Source organism: Prevotella amnii CRIS 21A-A (assembly GCF_000177355.1).
GTDB classification, from domain to species: domain Bacteria; phylum Bacteroidota; class Bacteroidia; order Bacteroidales; family Bacteroidaceae; genus Prevotella; species Prevotella amnii.
Window position 1 is genome coordinate 104,536 of record NZ_ADFQ01000086.1, and the last position, 22,059, is coordinate 126,594.

Sequence of the window (22,059 nt, forward strand, 5' to 3'; positions counted from 1 at the left end):
GTTATTGATGCTTATAAGTGTCAAACAATTCTTCTATTTTTATTTCCTTAAAACAGGATCCTTTCTTTGAATTCTCAATGAGATAAGTTTTACTTATATATCCATTAATCAAAGAATATTCCTTCTCCGTTAATTCTTTCAATAAAAGAGGGAATAGTATTACTTGTTTAGAAACATTTGGATAAAATTTTGTCAGAATATTTTGACTGTGATTTATATCAAATTTTTGCATAGGACTATCTATGAATACAGGAAAAGCCAATCCAGTCTCCTCAACAAGTGCACCAAGCAACGCAGAAGCGAACATCTGGCGCTCTCCCATCGACAGAATCCCTTTATCTATTTTCTTGTTATTAGCATCAAATAAATTTATATCAACATCCTCACCATTACCTTGGATATCAACAACGACAGAACTTACAAGATCTTTTTTGTGTAAAAAACTTGTAAGTTTATCTTTCAATTTCTTCTCAAGGGCTTTTTTCTTCTCGTCCTTAAATTTTAATAAGAATTTTTGTATTGTATGTATCAAGTGGGTTGCTTCGTCATCTACAGCTTTATTCTTTTGAGAAACATCTATTTTCTTAGATAGAATTTCTTTCTTCTGCTTTGATGCTTTTATTCTATCTTTTGCCTGTTCTATCTCTATATTCAAAAACGCAATTTCTTGATGCAAATCAGAAATAACATCCTCTTTCTCATTCTTCTTTCTACGCAAAGATTGAATATATTCGCTTTCGGCATTCTTTTCTGCTTCTCGAATTTTTTTATCTATAGAATATAACTCCGCTTTTGCTTTAGAATACTTTGTTGCAAGAGACTCAAATGAAGATTTACATTCCTTTAGTTTTAATACCAAGTTTGTAAAATCATCATTTTGTAATTCTGTAAAATCGTGCAAGGTTTGAAAATTCTCATACCTATCCACATCACAATCATTATAAAAATGTTTGAGTATCAGCTTTCTAATCTCTGCTTCGTAAAAGTCCCTTACTCTGATATCTATATGAGACCCAAAGTCATTTCTAGCTCTGTCAAGATCATTAAGAATATCGTCTGTTTTTTCCTTTACCCCTTCAAGTTGCAACTTATTTTGTTTATACGCCTTTTCTTCCTTTAACTGGGCCGCTACAATAGAAATCAGATTGCCAGCCAAGCCAAATGGAATATAATTATATAACTCCTTTAATCCTTCCTGAGCATCAGAAACATCTAATTGACAACGCTCTTGTTTTTTTTTGAGCTCTGCTAGACGTTCGACACTCATTAAATCACCTTCACGAATAAGTTTCTCTTGTAACTCATTACATTCGTATCGAAGAATGGATATTTTTTCCTGTTTTTCCTCAATCCGATATCCAAAGTCTGCAATACTGTCTTCATCATTCTTAATTGAAAGGATGAGTTCATTAAAATCCCTTTTATCTTGCGGTTGAGCAGACTCTTTTCTATAATCATCTTGTATTTTCTCTAACTCGGATTTTAATTCTGCATATTTCTGAATGCCCAAAACCTGAGAGTATGCTTGACTCAGTTCTGCTCTTTGTTGTGGAGTATTTACCTGAGCAAATGATACGATTTTCTCGGCATCAAAGAAAAAGAATTTAGCAATTTCTATAGGCAATATATAATCCCTGATGAACATTTCTTCTTCATCTTTATCACTAAATAAATCACTTTCACGCCCATCAATCAGTATTTTCAATTCGTCTGATGTATTAGTCGCTCTATCATACGAACGAACTATTGTAATCTCTGTACAAGTTGTATTTGGTATTTCTACATCAGTAAAAGTAACACTCACGGAAAATCTCGTTTCTCCCTCTTGAGCTGCAATAGTATTCAGACTATTTCCTATATATTTGCTATAAGAACCTTTTTCATCAATCTCTTTCTTATACAACTCATCAACTTTCTCCATATTCTTGCCATAGAGACACCACACAAGAGACATTAGGAAAGTTGTTTTTCCATATCCATTGTTACCACTTACTATAATAATATTCCGTTCTCCATTAGGTGTCAAATCAATTTTATTAACCCCACGATAGATACGAAAGTTATATAATTCTATAGACTTTATTATCATGATTTTTTTGAATTTATAAAATCTTTCAGTCGTGATTCTATCTCATTTTTTAATCCCCTCCTACGCTGCATAAGGGATTTACTCTTTTGAAGAAGAAGTAATTGTTCTATTAACTCACCTTCCTCTGGATTGTTGACACATACTTCACGCATCAAATCGGTTTCTAATTTATTTTTTACATTCTCCTCCATAATGAAAGATTCTTTATAAATTGAATTATATATTTCTGATACTTGATAACCAAAATTAAAGTCCCTATACCAATTAACCTGAATTGCGATTAATTCTTGGTCAGAGACTAATCTTATTTTAGGATCCACTTGTTGTAATTTATGCTGTACCTCAAGAAGTCTTTTTAAGATTTTAGCTCTGTATTTAAATATATATGGTCCCATATCATTAACAGCCCTCCGTCCATCTCTACGAAATGGCATACGATTCTCTAAAATATTTCGCTCTGTGTCCAATTCCATTCTAAAATCATACAAGGGTCTCATCCATTCTCGTCCATTCTTTATTAAAGAGCGCATAGATTTATCATCCTTCACAACGGTACAAACCCAACATCCAAAACGACTTTGTCCACAAGAGCCATGACTCTTATCTGTTACAACTGTAGGGCATTCATAATCATCTGCACTTGCATCCATGTATATATTAAAAAGTACAGAATTATCAAAGCCCCATGGGCATGGAATCGCATTAATTATATACCAAACTTCTTCTAACATTAGTTCTTTAATAGGGGCATACACATAAGTATTATGTAACAGTGTATGATGAGTAAGTCTTTGACCATGTATTTCATGCTTTTTTATAGATCGTGCACGCGTAGCACTCTCTGCTTTTCGTGTCCCAATCAGTATAATAGCCTCCCCACATTCGTCCACTTGTTCCGTAATGAAACGAGCAGTAGGCTTAATTTTCATTTTATCAGTACACCATCGGAATGCAGTATTTGGAACAGGATACCCTTTTCCTATAACATTGACCCAGAAAGAATCTTCAAGTTTGGGAATTGTTTTACGAATAAAAATAGGCATATCCTCTTCCCTTGCTTTTTTTTCTATCTGGCTAAGTACATCATCAACATAAGAAGATATTATGGGGTTTTCCACTAATGTGTCATTGCAAACAACATACACAGGTCTTCTAAGCTGAAATGGAGCAAGTACATCATCTTTAATTTTCTTCAACGCAAGCCAGACCAATGTCAGTAATACCGTAGAATCCTTACCTCCACTAAAACCTATAATCCACGGGCGGTGAGTATCATCAGCATACATATACTGATCTTTAATTTCATCTATGATATATTCTATTCGTTTATTCATTATCTAAAGAAGTTAGATGAGACTTATTCAATAATTCATCTAATTCAACATTAAGTATTTGGGCTATTTTTAGAAAAGTTTCCATTGGCGGTTGGCTGGCATTTGTACACCATTTCGATACCGTGGTCGTAGCACATCCTAATTGCTCAGAAAGCCACTTATTAGTCTTTTTCTTTTCAACCAGCACAACCTTTATACGATTAATATCTTTACCCATAATATTTTGATTTCATTATTGAGTACAAAAATACACAATATATTTTATAACGCATATAAAATTCTGCGTTATATTTCATCAGAGTTAATTTGATTATCGAATATGTCACTTTAATGAGATAAAATGCACTATAATCAATCTCTTCTTTTATAAATATGAGATGTCTTAAAACTTCCTTGTAAAGGAGGTTTTAAGACATGTAACTTGTTGGTAATCAATAACGGCCATTTTTAACAAATTAGGCTTTGCTGAGGTTTCAATGTATGAAGATAATGATTTAGAGTCATTTATCCTGCCAATATTCATTATTGTATCTCATATAAACACCACTATAGCTTCAATTCTGGCAAACTATTTATCGCCTCAGACTTCAATTTATCCACAGCACGGGTGTATTTCTCTGTGTGCTTCAATCCGCTATGCCCCAATAGGCTGGCGACGGTTTTAATGTTAGCCCCATTATTGAGGATGTTCACGGCAAAGCTGTGGCGAGCACAATGCCAACTGATGTGTTTATTAATGCCTGCGCGCTTCACCCATCGTTTTACAGATTTGCTGCAACTTTCATAAGAAGGTAAATTGAATATCGAGGAATCCAAATCTTCAGGTGCATCACCAATCAATGACAGTAAACCATCGTTCAGAGGAATAACTACACCACTATGCGCCGAATGTCCTTTTGTCTTATTCTGCTCAAACTTCAATAGGCGATTGGTGTAATCTATATTTTTATAAGTTAAGTCTTTCACATCGCAGAAGCGCAGACCACAATACAGACAAAGGATAAAGGCACGCCTCACATTGGGGTTCTCGTTGTCGTAATGACATTGAATCAGTGATTGTATCTCATCCATTGACAACACATCTTTGCGCAAAATCTGGTCATCCACCTTGCACACCACATCCTTACAAGGGTCTTTCAACATCACTTCGTGATCAATAGCATAACGCACCACTTTCTTGAAACGTTGGTAGATACTCTTTGCCCCTTCACCCACACTTCGTGATTGCAGATACTCCACAAACCGTTCCATCATATCCTTGGTTATCAAGTCAGGCTTAATACTAAACTCATAGAGTGGGTATTGCTCTTTCAGAAAATCCTTAAAACGATTCAAGGCTATCTTTATCATCCGCAAGTCTTTCTTGGTGTAACTGTCAATGTAAGCCTGATAATAGTCTAAGAAGTTGATATTTCTATCTTTCTTCAGACGATAACCAAGCATGCTTTCCTTAAACTGCTGTTCACGCTCTGCACGGATCTTGGCAGCCAGTTCAAGCGTTTCTTTGTTTTGTTGTCGTTCTATAGGAGTACGGGGCTTAGCTATCAGGTACAACTGCAAGTTTTCTTTTCGCCTGTTGTGTTTGATGTGAACTTTGGGTTTACCCACCATTTTACCTGTTTCATACAAAACAGGATTACCGTTTTCGTCCAAAACTGGTGTTTCTTCTCTACCGAGATAATACTCCAGATAAAGACTTATCCGACCATCAGAAAGCACATTTTGCTCCAATTTTGGGTTTTCTTTTGCTTTATTTTCTAATTTTGCCATAGTTGATAGTTATGTACCTAAATGTGTATCAAATCGAGTAAAATCATTAACTCGTTTATTTTCAGATGTTTTCTTATTTTGCAAAGATACTAAAAAGTTTGAAATATCAAAGTGTACTAAAAGTGTACTATCTAACAAAAAACAGGCAAAAAAGGGCAAAATCACCAAATATAAGAAAATTGCAAATAGCTGATTATCAATATAATATATTCTTTTGGTTTCTCTTGTTTTTACGATATTGTACCGGGTCTGGGTACTTTGTAAGAAAAGGAAATAACTGAATATCAATTAGATATAGTTATTCCCTTTCTTTTTGGTGCAACATTTCGGAAAATGTTTGCTTTCGGCTAATGCTGAGGCTCTACATTCTGACCTGAATAGGAATAAAAAAAGCTACCCAAAGTTAGATAGCCTTTTATAGAAGATCATCGAAATTTATCATACTCTTCTTTACTGATTTCATAACCGTACATCTTAGACTCAAAAATATCTTTGTCCGTAGAATCAACCTCAACTTCTTTACGTCCTCTACGCTTTATATAACAGTGTATTGATTTATCTATAACTATAATTCTTAAAACAATACCTCGTAGTCATCTTTGAGGTAAACGGCTCCATTTTTGAGTTTGTCACATAATTCTATCAAATCCATAGTATATCATTTAACATCCTTCAAACCTTTATCTAATTCGTCCAAAATTATTTGTAAGCTGTTAACTGCGTAGATTCAACTTCAAAAAGCAACTATGTTTGCAAATATTGCCCGATGCGAGGAATGCTGTCTTTTGCAGCTTCAGCAATTCCTGATTTCCCAAATATTGTGTATGGACTATCATTGATTATTCTCTTCGTTGTCTTTCTTCTTTTTATTGTTCTTTCGTGGTGCGATACGCTTCAGGTCTTGGTCGAGCTGCTTAATACTTTCAAGACGTTCAATTTTCCGTTGTTGTTCTTTGTAAGCAATATATTCCTTTGTAGCTTTGGCTACTGCCGCTTCGTGAGAAATGGTGCCGGCATGCTCAAGAATATTCTTCTCGTTCATGGTGAGTACAAGTCGAAGTTTCTGCACCCAGTCGCTCATGTACATTGGTTTTTCTGCTAATGCCTGCGCCTCAGCATAGGCAAGGAACTGTTCTACGATAAGTTTTAGTTGACCAATCTCTTTCTCATTCAGGTAGTTCTTACCTATTAGGGCATCATTCTTGGTAATTTTTCTTTCTTTCTCCGTAGAAGAAAGCCCCATCATTGGCAATGAGGCATTGGCGCGATAGTACATGAGTTCTGCAGCTGTCTTTCCGCTGACAGCCCAAAGCAGTTTGTTCTGTACTTCCTTGAAGAAAGCCAATGTCATCTCGGCAGACGGATTATAGTCGATACTTGTTGCGTATATATCCTTTATCTGCTGATAAAACACTTTCTCAGAAAGGCGTATCTCACGAATACGGTCTAAGAGTTCCTTGAAATAATTGTAAGACGAACCTGTTTTGAATCGCTCGTCATTCAATGCAAAGCCTTTGATGATATATTCTCTTAGCCGCTGAGTAGCCCAGATGCGGAACTGTGTGCCTTGTTGCGACTTCACCCGATAGCCTACCGAGATGATTACGTCAAGATTATAATAATCCACTTGATAAGTTTTTCCATCCATTGCAGTTGTTGCATAATTTGCAACAACTGAAGGAGCTTGCAATTCTCCTTCCTCAAATATATTCTTAATATGTCGTGAGATAGTAGATTTATCACGACCGAAGAGTGTTGCCATCTGGCCTAATGACAGCCACACCGTTTCCTTTTCAAACCGAACATCTATTTTTATCTTTCCATCTGCCGACTGGTAGATGAGCATGTTGTCGTTTGCTTCCATTATACTTTTATTAAATTATTGTTCCTCTCAGTAAACACTTTACCTTCATTAAACCCAAATCGGTCATTAGGATTTCTTTGTGTCGTACGGCAAAGAGAAATCCTAATGACCGATTTGGGTTTATATTACTCTAATTGTTTTCTATACACAGAATCTAAAGTGTTTCCATCTTTATCTTTCCAAACAAGCCAACCATTATTACTACTCCCTATACAGAAATCAGCAGCAGTACTCGGGCTATTAAAAGTTGTATCTGAACTCAATTCTAATTTCCCTTTAGAAGAGTGCGTATATTCGCTCAACAGCTTCTTACGCTTGTCTTCCCACTTGAAAGACGGAACTGAAGAACTTGTAATCGTGCTGCCTTTTAATACTGTAAATCCTTTGCTATGATAAAACCCTCTCGCATTGCAACCACGTCCCTTTGTAAAGAACAGATGTTCTTCTTTTGGTTTGGCAATATCAAATATACCACAACCAATGAAAGATGTGAGAAATTTTATATCCTCGAAAAATTCGTCCATATCATCCTTACGATATTCTGGAAGATTAGGTGCTTTAGGCGTTTGCTTGTTTTCATTTAATATGAAAGAATTTGAAACTTTCGCTTCCGCTATCGCTTTATGCTCCAAGTATTGCACATCGGCTTTAGTCATTGCTGCATCTTTAGAAATAAAAAGCAAGGCTTTTTGCCAAAAAGTTTTTTTGCTATCATGGTCTCTCACTCGTTCACGAAAGTTTTCAGTCTCTCCAATATATGCTTTCGGTTTCGTCTCTTCGTCTTCACCCAATAGAATGTAAAAAGCAGGTGTCTGCAATTCTATTCGTTCATTCAAGATTGAAAGATGTGAGCGAGGAATTACATACATTTGACAAATCTTATTGCTAATAGAAACATACTGTGTTCCTTTCGGATCAGCATCTATTAAATATGTTGTTACTGTTTTTCCCATTAGTTCTAATTTAAATCGAAAGTGTTTAATAATTTATCTGATATATTTTGAACGCCATTATAAAAATTATCTGCAAAAATTGAGGCATTATCTTTTATTTGATTACTTGTTGATGTGTTTTTATCCTTAAAATCTCTATATGCTTCAAGCTTGTGAAGATCCTCTATAATACAACTATACACTTCTTTTATTTGTATTTCCATATATAGTTTTTCTTTATTCTGTCCACAACAAATCATCAACTCTCACTTCCAATATCTTTGCCAACTGAATGAACATTTCGACATTGGGCTGGGCAACATTCGTTACCCACTTGGATATAACGGCAGGGTCTTTGTCAAGGATTTCTGCCAGTTGCTTATTTGTCATACCTTTTTCGGCAAGTACCACCTTTAGGCGATTGATTTTCTTCCGTTCCATGCTTATGTAATTTGATTACGCCATAAAGTTATTCATTATTTCTTAAAGCTCATGCTTTTTTAAGCAAAAAACAGTCTTGTTGAATCAAAAAAATGTTTTTCAATTCATTTTTCATCTTAAATTCTGGTAAACTATTTATCGCCTCACTTTTCAGTTTGTCCACCGCCCGAGTATATTTCTCGGTATGTTTCAATCCGCTATGCCCTAAAAAACTTGCAATGGTATTCGTTCCGTCGTTGGTACAGTCATGGTTTTGAGTTTTTGCTTCGTATTCTTCTTAGTAGTAGTGGTAACAATTTATTTTTTTTGTTGAGCGTAGATTTAATAAAAGGGATTTATATGCTGTGAGATATAAGAAAGTAAGAGGGTATGTCAATATTGGCATACCCTCTTACTTTAATATTTTATTTTTTATCTGTTTCTTCCTTCATATCTATAAATTGCTTATCTTCACCATAAAACTCATATTGTAGGTAAGCTAATTTTTGTGAAGGAATAACATGAACTCCTATTCCGTATTTTAGTTGCCATTTTCGCTTTAAAGAGATAAAGCCCTTATTAATATAAGCAGCTACATAAGGATGAACATGTAGATAAAATTTCTTCACCCCAAACTTATTAACTAATCTGTCAATCTTATGCTCTAATTGATCTGTAAACAGGATACTTGCTCGTACCTTACCTGTACCAAAACATGTTGGACACGTTTCATCTACATCTACGTCCATAGCAGGACGAACGCGTTGACGTGTAATTTGCATTAAGCCAAACTTACTTAATGGTAATATATTATGGCGAGCCCGGTCTTGTTGCATATTCTTGCTCATTCGTTCATACAGCATCTGTCTGTCTTCGGCAAGATGCATATCAATAAAGTCTACAACAATAATTCCACCCATATCGCGTAAACGAAGCTGACGTGCAAGCTCATCTGCTGCTCCAAGATTAGCATCAAGAGCGTTTTGCTCTTGACCTTTTTCTTTAGCTCTATTACCACTATTTACATCAACAACATGCATAGCTTCAGTATGTTCTATAATAATATAGCACCCATGTCCATAATTAATAGTTTTACCAAAACTAGATTTTATTTGTCTTGTGATATCAAAATTATCAAAAATAGGTAACTTTCCTGTGTATTGCTTTACTATGCTTGCTTTTTCTGGAGCTATCATAGAAACATAGTGGCGGACAGCTGTGCAAATATCTTTATCGTTTACATAAATATTTTCATAAGTTGGATTGAAAAGATCACGTATCATTGCAACTGCTCTACCAGTTTCTTCGTAGACAAGTTGTGGACGTTCTTGTGTCTTTTGCACTTTGGTGATAACATCATTCCAACGTTTTAGCAATATTTGCATTTCTGCGTCCAGTTCTGCAACGCGTTTCCCCTCTGCAACCGTACGTACTATAACACTAAAATTTTTGGGAGTAATACTACGTATTAGTTGTTTTAAGCGAGCTCTCTCTTCACCACTTTTTATTTTTGAAGAGACACTTATTTTGTTTCCGAAAGGAAGTAATACAATGTAACGGCCTGCAAAAGAAATCTCTCCTGTCAGGCGGGGACCTTTTGTAGATATAGGCTCTTTGACAACCTGCACTAATACTTCTTGCCCTACTTGCACTACCCCTTTTACTGTACCGTCTTTTTCTATATCTGGCAGTATAATGGCCTTCTGTATAGGATAAAGGCGTTTACGATCGCTCTGTACCTGTTTAAGATATTTAGCATAAGAATTAAACTGACTTCCTAGGTCTAAGTAATGGAGAAAGGCATCGCGTTCATAGCCTACATTAACAAAGCAGGCATTAAGTCCTGGCATTAGTTTTTTAACCTTTGCCATATAGATGTTGCCAACAGAGAAATTAGCTTCTCTTGGTTCACGCTGATATTCTACCAGCCGTTTATCCTCAAGTAGAGCTATAGAAATCTCTTTTTCTTGGACATCAATAATAATTTCGCTTGTCATTATCCTTACTTTAAGTAATTATACTCTACTATTTTTTTTGAAGAGTATGAATAATTAAAAAAAACAGGACTTGTCATCGCATCTTTAAAAAAAGGTTATACGCGAAGACATGCCCCATTTCCATTTTGAAAGTCTTTAAATACTTAAGTGCTTTCAGCCTTATTAGGGGATTACTTGCTCTTATGTCTATTCTTTCTTAATCTTTTTTTACGCTTATGCGTAGCCATCTTATGTCCTTTTTTCTTTTTTCCGTTTGGCATAATTTTAAATTTTTAAATTGTTATTTATTATATTATTTCTTCATATCCTCTATAAAAGTCTTAGCAGGCTTAAAGCTGGGAAAATCATGTGCAGGAATAGTAAGCGTAGTGTTTTTTGAAATATTACGGGCAGTCTTTTCTGCACGATGCTTTACTATGAAGCTACCAAAACCACGTAGATATACATTTTCTTTCTTCTCTAAAAGGCTATCTTTAATAGCCTCCATGAAAGACTCTACAACGGCTGAAACATCTTTTTTTGAGATACCTGTTCCTGTAGCTATCTCATTAATAATATCTGCTTTAGTCATTTTAATTTTATTTTTTATAATTTGTTCCTTATTTATCTTAATATATTACGGACTGCAAAGGTATTCATTTTCAGAGAAATAAGGAAATGTTTTTAGTTGTTTTTTAGTTTTTAAGTCTACTTTACTTAGTTATTCTTCTGATTTTTGTAACTTTGTTTCCTTATATTACATTAAGTTTTATGAAAATATCAATAGGTATAGATGTGGGTATTTCTACCACAAAGATTGTAGGGCTACGAGAAGGTAAGGTAGTAAAGCCTATGCGTATTAAGGCTACCGACCCTGTAACATCATTGTATGGAGCATTTGGGAAGTATCTATATGACAACAAAATAGGTCTGTCAGATATAGACAAAGTTTTACTAACAGGAGTAGGTGCTGCTTATATTAATAAGCCAGTATATGGGTTACCTACCTTTAAGGCAGACGAATTTCTTGCAGATGGGTTAGGCGCACAATATGAATCGAAATTGCAAAAGATGATAGTGGTATCGATGGGTACAGGTACATCTCTTGTAAAATGTGATAATAATAATATTAATCATATTGGTGGTATTGGCATAGGTGGTGGAACTTTAAGCGGATTATCACGTTTATTATTAAAAACTGATGATTTTCATGAAATAGTTTCTTTGGCACGAAAAGGCGATATCTCTCATATTAATCTTCAAATAAAAGATATTTCATCAAAGCCTCTGCCGGGTTTGCCTATGGACGCCACTGCTTCTTTGTTTGCAAATGCTCAAGGTACAGCAAGCAGAGAAGATATTGCTTTAGGGCTTATTTGTATGGTATTGCAATCTATAGGCTCAGCGTCAATCCTTAGTGCGCTTAATACCGATATTCAAGACTTTGTTTTAATAGGCAATCTTACTCTGCTCCCACAGTGTGAACATATTTTTTCTTTAATGGAGCAAATTTATAATGTGCATTTTATAATACCGAAATATTCAGAATTTTGTACTACCATAGGAGTTGCTTTGCAGGCTACTATGATAGATGAAAATGATAAGAGTAGAGTTATTTAATACTTATAAATACTATTATATTTTATGCAATGTAGAGCTTTTTTTTTATTATAGTCTGCTACATTGCATAAAAAATTATTTTTTACCTAACCCTTTTAACCACTTCAAAGGTTTTTTTAGTAAAGCTTTTATCCCTTTTTCTTTTGATGTATATTTTCTTGAAATATCTTCGCGAATATCATACTTAGTACTTCTTTTGATATTTTGTTTTTCTTGATTAAAGAGCTTTTGTGAGCGTTTTTTCTTAGGCTTCGTATTATTACTTGCAACTTTTGTTTTTCCTTTATTGCTTGATGGGTTATCGTTGCCTGTAATGTTATGCTCTTTTTTATTATCTTTTGAATATTTTTTTTGCTTAGTTTTATTGTTGTTATTATAAGTATGCTTACTGTTTTGACCTTTATCGATATTAACAACCTCGCCTTTGTTTTCTTCTTGCTTTTTGTTTATCTTAGAATTAATTGTTGGTGTGTTGCTTCTGTCATTTTTTTTAACATCTAACAACTGATTGTCTTTCTGTTGTTTTGTGTGGCAATTATTGTTTTTCTTTTCTTTATTATTGTTCTTTATTTTATTATTGTTCTTATGATTCTTAGCTTTTTTGCTTCTAACAGCTTTACTGTTAAAATTATATTTTGGACCCTCACCTAAAGATTTTGGTAGGGGCTTTTTATCTATTGTCTTTTTTAAGAAAGACTCTATATGCCGGAAATAATATATATCTTCTTCACTAACAAAAGTAATAGCGTTGCCCTCACGGTCAGCTCTTGCTGTACGACCTATACGATGAACATAATCTTCTACATCATGTGGCACGTCATAATTTATAACCATTGCAATATCATCTATGTCAATGCCTCTTGCAACAATATCTGTTGCAACCAAAACATCTATTTGGCTGCTCTTAAATTTGAACATCACATCATCGCGTTGTGCTTGATCTAAGTCTGAATGCATTTCCCCACATTTGATATTTTGTTTATTTAGTGAAGCTGTTATTTTCTTAACCTTTTGTTTGGAACCAGAAAAGATAATTACACGTTTTAAATTGCCAGATTTAAAAATTTCTTTTATTATTCCAATCTTCTGAGTTTCATAGCAAATGTAAGCAGACTGCTGTATCTTTTCGGCAGGCTTACTCACTGCAAGCTTAATAATTTCAGCATTTTTTAATAAGCTCTTTGCAAGACTTTCTATCTTATTAGGCATTGTTGCAGAAAACATAATAGTCTGACAGCTTTTAGGCAAATTATTAGCTATCATCTTAATATCTTCTGAAAAGCCCATGTCAAGCATACGGTCAGCTTCATCTAAGACGAAAAAGCTAACTTTAGATAAGTCGACATTGCCTAAAGAGATATGCGAAATCAGTCGGCCTGGTGTTGCAATAACGATATTAGCTCCCATGCTAAGGCTTTTAATCTCTTGATCATATCTATTGCCATCATTACCACCATATACAGCTACACAAGAAATGCCATTGAGGTAATAAGAAAAGCCTTGTATGGCTTGGTCTATCTGTTGTGCTAATTCGCGTGTTGGCGACATTATGACACAATTTATAGCATCATCAGCATAGTTGCCTTTTGCCAGCTTAGAAAGTATAGGAAGGAGGTAAGCTGCTGTTTTGCCCGTACCTGTTTGAGCTACAGCAAGAATGTCCTTACCTTTTAATATTAGAGGGATACATTTTTCTTGAACAGGGGTACACTTGTCAAAGTGCATATCATATAATGCATCAAGTACATCGTCATTTAAATCTAATTCATCAAAATACATATTTTCTTTTTGTTGTTTACTACCATTTCTTTTGGTAATAAGTATTTTCTTAATAATTTTTATAAGTCTTAAGACCTTAGTTTGGTGCATGTTTATAGCAAAAATATGCTATAAAAACAAATATAAAATTAGGTATCCATGCTGCTAATATAGGAGGAGTATTGGCTTTAATAGCAAATGTAGCAGAAACAGTTTGCAATAAAATATAACTAAAACTCAATCCTAACCCTATGCCAAGATATAATCCCATACCACCTTTACGCTTACGTGCAGATAACGACAAACCTATTATAGTAAGTATAAAAGCAGAAAAAGACATTGCTATGCGTTTATGAAACTCTACTTCATATTGCACCACATTACTTAATCCTCTACTATTTTGCTTTGATATATAGTTAAGTAACTCTGGAGAAGTAAAAGTTTCTTGTTGTCCTTTAGAATAGACTAAATCGGTAGGTTCCATTAAAAGAATGGTGTCTTTTTCATCTCCTGTTGTAATATGTTCTTTTAATCCTTTAAGCTGCCTGATTTTGTAATTGCTTACTTTCCAATGATATTTTGTGTCTGCAACTGTATCATATTGTATTTCCATGGCTGTCATGTGGCTAACAAGCTTTTTATTTTCAAATTTAGCTAAAGAAAAGCCATAGCCACGCTTATAGTGGTCGTCAAAATATTGAATATATGCTACAGTGTTTTTAGCAACCTTTAATTGGACATTTTCGGCAGAAGTGTTCTTCTTGTTGTTACGATAGAGCGACTCAAAGTTTTGTCTAATCACTGTTCCATGTGGAATAACAAAACTATTTAAATAAAACGTAAGTGCAGAAATGACTATACACGAGATCATATAAGGACGCATTAAACGCTTAAATGATACACCTGCTGCCAACATAGCTATTATTTCAGAGTTGCTCGCAAGTTTGGACGTGAAAAAAATTACAGCTATAAAAACAAATAAAGGTGAGAATAAATTGGAATAATAAGGAATGAAATTGGCATAGTAATCGAAGATTATAGCTCTCCATGGGGCATGATATTGTGTAAACTTTGAAAGATTTTCATTAAAGTCGAACACAATAGATATAGATATAATCAAGAGAATGGCAAAAAGATAGGTACCGATAAACTTTTTAATGATATACCAATCAAGCCTTCCTATCCAATGGGAAGGTAGGCAATGTCTAAGGTAAGACCAAATCTTATTTAGAAATGGAAGCCCATGTAAAAGTCCCTTCCTAAGGACTTGTAAGAAATTCTTTATTGCTTTTATTAGATTCTTTATCTTTTGCATGATTATCAAGATACAAAATCTTTCTATATTCTTCTGCCTAACTGTTCTATAACAGATGATTTCCACATTGTGAAATCGCCTTTTTCTATATGTTTGCGAGCATCACTAACAAGGCGAAGGTAAAAAGCAAGATTATGAATACTTGCTATTTGCATAGCTAATAATTCGCCAGCCTTAAATAAATGATGAAGGTAAGCTTTTGTCGTAATTATATCAATATCACAACCGTCTATGTCTATGGGAGAGAAATCTGCCTCCCATTTCTTATTCCTCATATTCATTGTGCCGTTATAAGTAAAAAGCATAGAATTACGTCCATTGCGTGTAGGCATTACACAATCGAACATATCAACACCACGCTCAATAGCTTCTAATATGTTTTGGGGCGTACCTACACCCATTAAATAACGAGGTTTGTCTTTAGGGAGAATATTGTTTACTACTTCTATCATTTCATACATCACTTCCGTTGGCTCTCCTACAGCCAAGCCGCCTATAGCATTTCCGTCGGCACCCTTATCAGCTACAAACTTTGCCGCTTCACTACGTAAGTCCTTATACGTACAGCCTTGAACAATAGGGAACAGACTTTGGTTATATCCATAAAGAGGAGATGTTTTTTCTAATTGCTTAATGCAGCGATCTAACCAGCGTTGCGTAAGCCCTAAACTCTTCTTTGCATATTCGTATGAGCTTTTCCCTGGAGGACATTCGTCAAAAGCCATTATTATGTCTGCACCTATTACGCGCTCTGTGTTCATAACACTTTCAGGGGTGAATATATGTTTAGAGCCATCTATATGACTTCTAAACTCGCACCCCTCTTCTGATAATTTTCTAATACCTGTTAAAGAAAACACCTGAAAGCCACCAGAGTCGGTGAGTATAGGGCGTTCCCAGCCGTTAAACTTATGTAATCCTCCCGCAGCTTTTAATATTTCAAGACCAGGTCGAAGATATAGATGATAAGTATTACCTAAGATAATTTGTGCCTTTACTTGCTTTCTTAATTCTTCAAAGTGAACACCTTTCACTGACCCTACAGTACCAACAGGCATAAATATAGGAGTCTTTATCTCACCATGATCAGTTGTTATAATTCCTGTCCTTGCATCACTTGCAGGATCGGTATGTTGAAGCTCGAATTTCATTTCTTTTCTTCTTCTATTGTGAAATTAACAGGATCGCTAACCAATTCTGTGCTAAGGGCAAAGTCCCATACTTGTTGAACAGTCTCTACATAATGAAAAGTTACTCCTTTCCTGTAAATCTCATTTATTTCATCTATATCTTTTTTATTTAGGGAACACATTACAATATCTGTTATCCCTGCTCGCTTTGCAGCTAATATCTTTTCCTTAATACCACCCACTGGGAGAACTTTTCCACGAAGGGTAATCTCTCCCGTCATAGCCGTGTTTTTACGCACCTTACGTTGAGTAAGAGCAGAAGCAATACTTGTTGCAATAGTAATACCAGCCGAAGGACCATCTTTAGGGGTAGCACCTTCAGGGACATGTATATGTATGTTCCATTGTTCTAATATTTTATAGTCTACACCTAATTTGTCTATATGGGCTTTTACATATTCTAATGCTATGATGGCAGATTCTTTCATTACATCTCCGAGATTACCTGTAATGGTCAGTTTCCCTGCCTTTCCTTTAGATAATGAAGTCTCTACAAATAATATCTCACCCCCAACACTTGTCCATGCTAACCCTGTTACTACACCAGCATATTCGTTACCCTGATAAATGTCGCGAGAGAAAGGGGCTTTACCTATAAGCTCTTCTATCTTTGGTAAAGTGATCTTATCATACTGAGCATTATCGTCTATTGCTTGCTTATATGCTATTTTACGTAAAATCTTATTTATCTGCTTTTCTAATTGGCGAACACCGCTTTCACGGGTATAATCTTCTATTATCTTTTCAAGTATAGCTTTAGAGAATTTAGGCTGAACACTTAGCTTGTCAAGCCCAGTGTTATTAAGCTCTTTGGGGATTAAATGGCGTTTAGCTATTTCTACTTTCTCCTCTGTAATATACCCTGATACGTTTATAATCTCCATTCTGTCAAGCAATGGCCTTGGAATAGTATTCAGGTCATTAGCAGTAGCTATAAATAATACTTTCGACAAATCGTAATCTAAATCAAGATAATTGTCGTGGAAAGCATTATTCTGTTCAGGATCAAGTACTTCTAATAAGGCTGAAGAAGGATCACCATTTAAGGTGTTTTGAGTTACTTTATCTATCTCATCTAAAATAAATACAGGATTTGAAGAGCCCGATTTTTGCAGACTTTTTATAATACGTCCCGGCATTGCACCTATATAGGTCTTACGATGCCCACGAATCTCAGACTCATCATGTACACCACCTAAAGAGATACGTACATATTTACGTTTTAAAGCATTTGCTACGCTCTTTCCCAGACTTGTTTTACCTACTCCGGGAGGACCATATAAGCACAAGATAGGCGACTTTAAGTTACCTCGCAAACGTAATACTGCAATATATTCTAAAATGCGTTCCTTCACCTTCTCCATACCGTAGTGATCTTTATCTAATATGCGTTTTGCACGCTTAAGGTCAAGGTCATCTTCAGTAAATTCGCCCCAAGGGAGAGAAACTATTGTTTGTAGATAGTTTATCTGGACACTATAATCAGGGCTTTGAGGGTTAAGTGTATCTAACTTATCAAGCTCTTTAGTGAAAAATTTAGATATTTGTTCTGACCATTTTTTACCATTAGCTTTTTTTACTAATTCCTTTTTCTCTGGCGAACCTTCACCATTACCTAATTCTTCTTTGATATTTTTTATTTGCTGATGAAGGAAATATTCTCGTTGTTGCTCGTCAAGATCCTCTCTTGTCTTTGAGCGAATATCTTGTTGTAGATGTTGATATTGAATTTCACGATTTAATATTTTCATCAAATGAAACATACGTTTATGCATCATTTGTTCTTCTAAAAGCTCTATCTTTTCTTTCGTAGAAAGAGGCAGATTGGTTGCAATATAATTAATCGTGGCTATAGGATTAGAAATGCCCTCAAGAGCAAAGGCAGAATCGTCGGGAAGCTCTTCATTTCCATGAATATATTCTTTTGTAACATTTTTCAGATCCTTTACAGCTGCTTTAAACATCACTTCTTCTTCCTTGCTTATAGAAGTGTTTTCAGGTAAAGCCTCTGTAAAACCTTTTATAAATGGCTTTTCGGTGCTTATGTCATTAAGCTTACACCGCCCTAATCCCTGAATAATAGCAGTACGTGTGCCTTTCTCAAAGTTAGCAGGCATATCAAAAGCACGTACAAAACGAGCATAGACACCCGTCTGGTATAGATCTTTTAGCTTTGGCTCGTTTACACTTGGATCTTTTTGGCAAACCACAGCAAAGATAGTATCAGGATGTTGTTCCAGATATTTTACTAACTTTAATGTTGGCTTTCTTCCTACAAGGACAGGAGAAAGTATGCCGGGGAAAATAACCAAATTACGAGTAATAAAAACAGGCACTTCGCCATCTACTTTTATATCTAATTCTGGTAAATCACCTTCGTAGTCAGTGAACATTTGAATAGAACTATTTTGTTTCATAAAGTTTTTATCCGAATTTTAGTGTGCAAAGATACAAAATAAAAACCGATTAAGGCTATTTTTTATATACCTTTATGTAAAACCTATTTTATATAGAAATTTGTTGTAAGTTCTTTATACCATTGGGAACGTTCTCCGTCTGTTTCATTCAGAATAACAGTTTGGTTTTGGCAATCTATATTATTATTACTTTTCCTAAAGCATAGCAAGCATCTTTTAGCGCGTGTAGCTTTGGGGGTAGTGAAGATTTTAACAAGTTCTTCTAACTGAAAGCCAGTGAAGATGGCTTCTGTTTTTAAGATAGGCACATTATCCATAGGAATAATAACAGATAATGTTCCATCTTCTTTTAAAAGTTTTTTTGTGCAATGCATTAATTCTGTATACGATAAAGATACCGTATGGCGAGCTTTTGTTCTACTTTCTGAAACAGATTTAAGCGAATTAATAAAAAAAGGAGGATTACATACAATGGCATCGAACGTGTTGTTTTGTGTTTTGCAAAGATCTTGTAAAGAGATAGGTTCTATGCGTATTCTATCATTAAACTTAGAGCTTTTGATGTTTTGAACAGCATCTTTTAAAGCGTTTTCATCAATATCAATACCTGTTACTTTGCTATGTGGAAACCTTTGCGCCATCATTAAAGCGATAAGCCCGGTACCTGTCCCTACGTCTAAGATGTTTTCTCCACCCTTTCCCCATGCTCCTATAAGCACACCATCTGTACCTACCTTCATGGCACAGAAGTCCTGCTCAATGTGAAAAGACTTAAAAGAAAACCCCATTTCTATATTTTCATCTTGTTTAATAAATTGTGATACATGTTTTGTACCTTTCCAAAACTTGCAAATATTTCAGATAAAGCCGTTTGAGCAATATTAGGTTTCATCTTTTCTATATTAAAATCGGGATTCATTATTACCCTAATTCCTTTTTCTACTATACTTATATCTACATCTTGTTCCGTCTCTATAGGGTCGCCATCAAAATGAATAACCCCAGGCTGCTGCCTGTGAATATGTACCTTTCTACATTTAAATGTCTTGACTTTGATATTCTTGTCTAAAGTCTTATTAAACATCTCTATAGCCACCTTAGCCGCGTCTATAATTCCAAAGGGCTCTATTAAAGTAATGTCTAACAGCCCATCACTCATTGTAGCTTGTGGAGCAATATAAGCATTATTACCATATTGAGAGGCATTAGCAGCAGATATTAAAAAAGCTTTGTAATGTAGAGCTTTATTATCTATTTCTATGTCGTAAACTTCAGGTTTATAAGATAAACCTATCTCAAGCACTTTTTGTACATAAGTAAGCGCTCCTCGTTTCCCTGCTTTGGCAAATTGCATGGAAATAAAGGCATCGAACCCCATGCCACAAGTGCAGAAAAAAGGATGCCCGTTTATCAGTCCATAATCTAAATCTTTTATATTGCATTGGTTAATAATGTCAATACATTTTTTTACTTTAGCAGGTATGCAAAGGTGGCGAGCTAATCCGTTACCCGACCCACAAGGAATAATAGCCATTGCTGTGCTTGTATTAATAACAGATCTGCCTACCTCGTTGATAGTCCCATCACCTCCTACAGCCACTACAATATCTACTTTTTCTTGAGCAGCTTGTTTAGCTATAATAGAAGCGTGCCCGGCATATTCTGTTTTTATAAATTGATAATCAAACTTCTCTTTGTCAATATATTTTTCTACATAATATGGGATCTTCGCTTTACTTACTGTTCCTGAAATAGGATTAATTATAAAAATAATTTTTTTCTTCATTTGCTTTTAAAAAGATAGATATCATTTTTTCATACAAATATAAAAAAAAGTTTTTTAAGATACTCGTTTATATAATAAAAAAAACGTCATTATAAATTTTTCTTAAAAATTAATCCATATATTCATTCTTAATTTATTATCTTTGTACTCTAAAATAAAAATTGAAGTGTTGTTGTAAGATGAAATAACACATATTATAAAGATATAATGAGACAATTACAAGAAAGATTTAAAAGCTACACGCAGCCACAAGAATACATGAAAGCAGGTCTTTATCCTTACTTTCGTGAGATAACAAGCAAGCAAGGCACTGAAGTAACAGATATTGACGGGAAAAATATATTAATGTTTGGGTCAAATGCTTATACGGGCTTACCAAACGATCCTCGAGTAATTAAGGCTGGGTGTGATGCAATGCTAAAATATGGTTCAGGATGTGCTGGTAGCCGTTTCTTGAATGGTACATTAGATTTACATGTTCGCTTAGAAAAAGAATTAGCCTCTTTTGTGCATAAAGATGAAACTTTAGTTTTTTCAACTGGTTTCTCTGTAAATGCTGGCGTGTTAGCAGTAGTAGTAGGGCGTGGCGATTATATAATATCAGACGACCGTGATCATGCAAGCATTGTTGATGGAAGACGCTTGAGCTTTGCTACCCAGTTACGTTATAAACATAACGACATGGAGGACTTGGAGCGTATTCTTCAGAAGCTCCCTAAAGACTCTGTTAAGCTTATTGTTGTCGATGGAGTGTTTTCAATGGAAGGAGATGTAGCTAATCTTCCTAAAATCATAGAGCTGAAAAAGAAGTATAACTGCTCGGTGATGGTTGATGAGGCTCATGGTTTAGGTGTTTTTGGTAAGCAAGGGCGTGGTGTTTGCGATCATTTCGGATTAACTGATGAGGTAGATCTTATCATGGGTACATTCTCTAAAAGTCTTGCCTCTATAGGTGGTTTTATAGCTGCTGATAAGGATACTATTAACTTCTTGCGCCATAATTGTCGCACTTACATTTTCTCTGCAAGTAATACCCCCGCTGCCACAGCTGCTGCTTTAGAAGCTTTGCATATATTGCAAAATGAGCCAGAACGCTTAGAACATCTTTGGGAAGTTACTAATTATGCGCTAAAGCGTTTCCGTGAAGAAGGTTTCGAGATAGGCGATACGGAAAGTCCTATTATCCCTCTTTATGTTCGGGATATTCATAAAACTTTCGTTGTAACTAAAAAAGCATACGAAGCTGGTGTGTTTATTAATCCTGTTATACCACCGGCATGCGCTCCGCAAGATACTCTCGTACGTTTTGCCCTTATGGCTACACATACAAAAGAGCAAGTGGAACGTGGTGTAATTGCTCTTAGAGATATTTTTAAAGAAGAAAATATTATAAAATAAAGACAATAGCTATAGCTTTTTATTAGCTGTTGTGTAAGAAAATAAAAAAAACTTTGCTTTCCCGTAGCTATATTGCTCTTGAAAAGAGCAATGTAGCTATGTTTTTATATAATGCTCATAATAGAATAAAAAAGGAGAGGCTTTGCTTAGTTTTGAAAAAATCATGTGAAAAAGTTAAGCATATTTTGCA

At 34.9% G+C, this 22,059-nt stretch carries 18 protein-coding genes and 1 pseudogene; 2 read left to right on the forward strand and 17 right to left on the reverse strand.

Annotated features, from left to right (window positions below):
• Nucleotide 1 precedes the first annotated feature (1 nt).
• From dndD to HMPREF9018_RS08310, 11 genes and pseudogenes are all read right to left on the reverse strand, one after another.
• The gene (gene dndD, locus HMPREF9018_RS08265) at nt 2–2,089 is read right to left on the reverse strand and encodes a DNA sulfur modification protein DndD (RefSeq protein ID WP_008450432.1); all 2,088 of its coding nucleotides are present in this window, start codon (nt 2,087–2,089) and stop codon (nt 2–4) included.
• Nucleotides 2,086–3,426 (reverse strand): DNA phosphorothioation system sulfurtransferase DndC, encoded by a 1,341-nt coding sequence (gene dndC, locus HMPREF9018_RS08270; RefSeq protein ID WP_039864703.1) that lies wholly within the window; start codon nt 3,424–3,426, stop codon nt 2,086–2,088. Before dndC ends, dndD begins: the two co-directional genes overlap by 4 nt.
• A complete protein-coding gene (locus HMPREF9018_RS08275) occupies nt 3,416–3,640 on the reverse strand; it encodes a helix-turn-helix transcriptional regulator (protein ID WP_008450231.1) in 225 nt (74 codons plus the stop codon). Before HMPREF9018_RS08275 ends, dndC begins: the two co-directional genes overlap by 11 nt.
• Before the next feature lie 329 nt (nt 3,641–3,969).
• Nucleotides 3,970–5,193, reverse strand: a complete 1,224-nt coding sequence (locus HMPREF9018_RS08280) for a site-specific integrase (RefSeq protein ID WP_008450535.1) — start codon at nt 5,191–5,193, stop codon at nt 3,970–3,972.
• Nucleotides 5,194–6,025: 832 nt separating this feature from the next.
• The gene (locus tag HMPREF9018_RS08285) at nt 6,026–7,057 is read right to left on the reverse strand and encodes a virulence RhuM family protein (protein WP_008450386.1); all 1,032 of its coding nucleotides are present in this window, start codon (nt 7,055–7,057) and stop codon (nt 6,026–6,028) included.
• A 125-nt stretch (nt 7,058–7,182) separates the two neighbouring features.
• Nucleotides 7,183–8,010 (reverse strand): GIY-YIG nuclease family protein, encoded by an 828-nt coding sequence (locus tag HMPREF9018_RS08290; RefSeq protein ID WP_008450518.1) that lies wholly within the window; start codon nt 8,008–8,010, stop codon nt 7,183–7,185.
• Nucleotides 8,011–8,015: 5 nt separating this feature from the next.
• The gene (locus HMPREF9018_RS08295; RefSeq protein WP_008450329.1) at nt 8,016–8,213 is read right to left on the reverse strand and encodes a hypothetical protein; all 198 of its coding nucleotides are present in this window, start codon (nt 8,211–8,213) and stop codon (nt 8,016–8,018) included.
• A 13-nt stretch (nt 8,214–8,226) separates the two neighbouring features.
• Nucleotides 8,227–8,430 (reverse strand): helix-turn-helix transcriptional regulator, encoded by a 204-nt coding sequence (locus HMPREF9018_RS08300; protein ID WP_008450238.1) that lies wholly within the window; start codon nt 8,428–8,430, stop codon nt 8,227–8,229.
• A gap of 115 nt (nt 8,431–8,545) precedes the next feature.
• Nucleotides 8,546–8,668 (reverse strand): annotated as a pseudogene (locus tag HMPREF9018_RS10900) (site-specific integrase); the annotation flags it as partial.
• 166 nt (nt 8,669–8,834) lie between these two features.
• Nucleotides 8,835–10,406, reverse strand: a complete 1,572-nt coding sequence (locus tag HMPREF9018_RS08305; RefSeq protein ID WP_008450301.1) for an Rne/Rng family ribonuclease — start codon at nt 10,404–10,406, stop codon at nt 8,835–8,837.
• Between the two features lie 292 nt (nt 10,407–10,698).
• Nucleotides 10,699–10,977: an HU family DNA-binding protein gene (locus tag HMPREF9018_RS08310; RefSeq protein ID WP_008450471.1), complete on the reverse strand. Its 279-nt coding sequence runs from the start codon at nt 10,975–10,977 to the stop codon at nt 10,699–10,701.
• 179 nt (nt 10,978–11,156) lie between these two features.
• Between HMPREF9018_RS08310 and coaW the strand changes: the two genes are divergently transcribed.
• The gene (coaW, locus tag HMPREF9018_RS08315) at nt 11,157–12,005 is read left to right on the forward strand and encodes a type II pantothenate kinase (RefSeq protein WP_008450374.1); all 849 of its coding nucleotides are present in this window, start codon (nt 11,157–11,159) and stop codon (nt 12,003–12,005) included.
• Between the two features lie 75 nt (nt 12,006–12,080).
• Here coaW and HMPREF9018_RS08320 read toward each other — a convergent pair whose 3' ends face one another.
• The 6 genes from HMPREF9018_RS08320 to HMPREF9018_RS08345 form a co-directional block, all read right to left on the reverse strand.
• Entirely contained in the window at nt 12,081–13,784 is a 1,704-nt protein-coding gene (locus HMPREF9018_RS08320) for a DEAD/DEAH box helicase (protein WP_008450295.1), read from the reverse strand.
• A gap of 76 nt (nt 13,785–13,860) precedes the next feature.
• The gene (locus HMPREF9018_RS08325) at nt 13,861–15,078 is read right to left on the reverse strand and encodes an LptF/LptG family permease (protein ID WP_039864707.1); all 1,218 of its coding nucleotides are present in this window, start codon (nt 15,076–15,078) and stop codon (nt 13,861–13,863) included.
• Nucleotides 15,079–15,101: 23 nt separating this feature from the next.
• Nucleotides 15,102–16,229: a tRNA guanosine(34) transglycosylase Tgt gene (tgt, locus tag HMPREF9018_RS08330; RefSeq protein WP_008450233.1), complete on the reverse strand. Its 1,128-nt coding sequence runs from the start codon at nt 16,227–16,229 to the stop codon at nt 15,102–15,104.
• Nucleotides 16,226–18,685 (reverse strand): endopeptidase La, encoded by a 2,460-nt coding sequence (gene lon / locus HMPREF9018_RS08335; RefSeq protein ID WP_039864709.1) that lies wholly within the window; start codon nt 18,683–18,685, stop codon nt 16,226–16,228. Before lon ends, tgt begins: the two co-directional genes overlap by 4 nt.
• A gap of 83 nt (nt 18,686–18,768) precedes the next feature.
• Nucleotides 18,769–19,473 carry a tRNA1(Val) (adenine(37)-N6)-methyltransferase gene (locus HMPREF9018_RS08340; RefSeq protein ID WP_008450447.1) on the reverse strand — a complete coding sequence of 235 codons (705 nt, stop codon included), beginning with the start codon at nt 19,471–19,473 and terminating at the stop codon, nt 18,769–18,771.
• A gap of 2 nt (nt 19,474–19,475) precedes the next feature.
• Nucleotides 19,476–20,471 (reverse strand): diacylglycerol/lipid kinase family protein, encoded by a 996-nt coding sequence (locus HMPREF9018_RS08345; protein ID WP_008450260.1) that lies wholly within the window; start codon nt 20,469–20,471, stop codon nt 19,476–19,478.
• Nucleotides 20,472–20,678: 207 nt separating this feature from the next.
• Here HMPREF9018_RS08345 and spt point away from each other — a divergent pair, with 207 nt between their 5' ends.
• Nucleotides 20,679–21,869: a serine palmitoyltransferase gene (gene spt / locus HMPREF9018_RS08350; RefSeq protein ID WP_008450250.1), complete on the forward strand. Its 1,191-nt coding sequence runs from the start codon at nt 20,679–20,681 to the stop codon at nt 21,867–21,869.
• Nucleotides 21,870–22,059: the final 190 nt, after the last annotated feature.

Excerpts from the sequence above, each read along its gene's own strand:
- HMPREF9018_RS08290 (WP_008450518.1), bottom strand. The coding sequence starts at position 8,010 with ATGGGAAAAACAGTAACAACATATTTAATAGATGCTGATCCGAAAGGA.
- HMPREF9018_RS08325 (WP_039864707.1), bottom strand. The coding sequence starts at position 15,078 with ATGCAAAAGATAAAGAATCTAATAAAAGCAATAAAGAATTTCTTACAA.
- HMPREF9018_RS08340 (WP_008450447.1), bottom strand. The coding sequence starts at position 19,473 with ATGGGGTTTTCTTTTAAGTCTTTTCACATTGAGCAGGACTTCTGTGCC.
- coaW (WP_008450374.1), top strand. The coding sequence starts at position 11,157 with ATGAAAATATCAATAGGTATAGATGTGGGTATTTCTACCACAAAGATT.
- HMPREF9018_RS08300 (WP_008450238.1), bottom strand. The coding sequence starts at position 8,430 with ATGGAACGGAAGAAAATCAATCGCCTAAAGGTGGTACTTGCCGAAAAA.
- HMPREF9018_RS08285 (WP_008450386.1), bottom strand. The coding sequence starts at position 7,057 with ATGGAAGCAAACGACAACATGCTCATCTACCAGTCGGCAGATGGAAAG.
- HMPREF9018_RS08275 (WP_008450231.1), bottom strand. The coding sequence starts at position 3,640 with ATGGGTAAAGATATTAATCGTATAAAGGTTGTGCTGGTTGAAAAGAAA.
- HMPREF9018_RS08295 (WP_008450329.1), bottom strand. The coding sequence starts at position 8,213 with ATGGAAATACAAATAAAAGAAGTGTATAGTTGTATTATAGAGGATCTT.
- tgt (WP_008450233.1), bottom strand. The coding sequence starts at position 16,229 with ATGAAATTCGAGCTTCAACATACCGATCCTGCAAGTGATGCAAGGACA.
- dndD (WP_008450432.1), bottom strand. The coding sequence starts at position 2,089 with ATGATAATAAAGTCTATAGAATTATATAACTTTCGTATCTATCGTGGG.
- HMPREF9018_RS08320 (WP_008450295.1), bottom strand. The coding sequence starts at position 13,784 with ATGTATTTTGATGAATTAGATTTAAATGACGATGTACTTGATGCATTA.
- HMPREF9018_RS08305 (WP_008450301.1), bottom strand. The coding sequence starts at position 10,406 with ATGACAAGCGAAATTATTATTGATGTCCAAGAAAAAGAGATTTCTATA.
- HMPREF9018_RS08280 (WP_008450535.1), bottom strand. The coding sequence starts at position 5,193 with ATGGCAAAATTAGAAAATAAAGCAAAAGAAAACCCAAAATTGGAGCAA.
- spt (WP_008450250.1), top strand. The coding sequence starts at position 20,679 with ATGAGACAATTACAAGAAAGATTTAAAAGCTACACGCAGCCACAAGAA.
- lon (WP_039864709.1), bottom strand. The coding sequence starts at position 18,685 with ATGAAACAAAATAGTTCTATTCAAATGTTCACTGACTACGAAGGTGAT.
- HMPREF9018_RS08345 (WP_008450260.1), bottom strand. The coding sequence starts at position 20,471 with ATGAAGAAAAAAATTATTTTTATAATTAATCCTATTTCAGGAACAGTA.
- HMPREF9018_RS08310 (WP_008450471.1), bottom strand. The coding sequence starts at position 10,977 with ATGACTAAAGCAGATATTATTAATGAGATAGCTACAGGAACAGGTATC.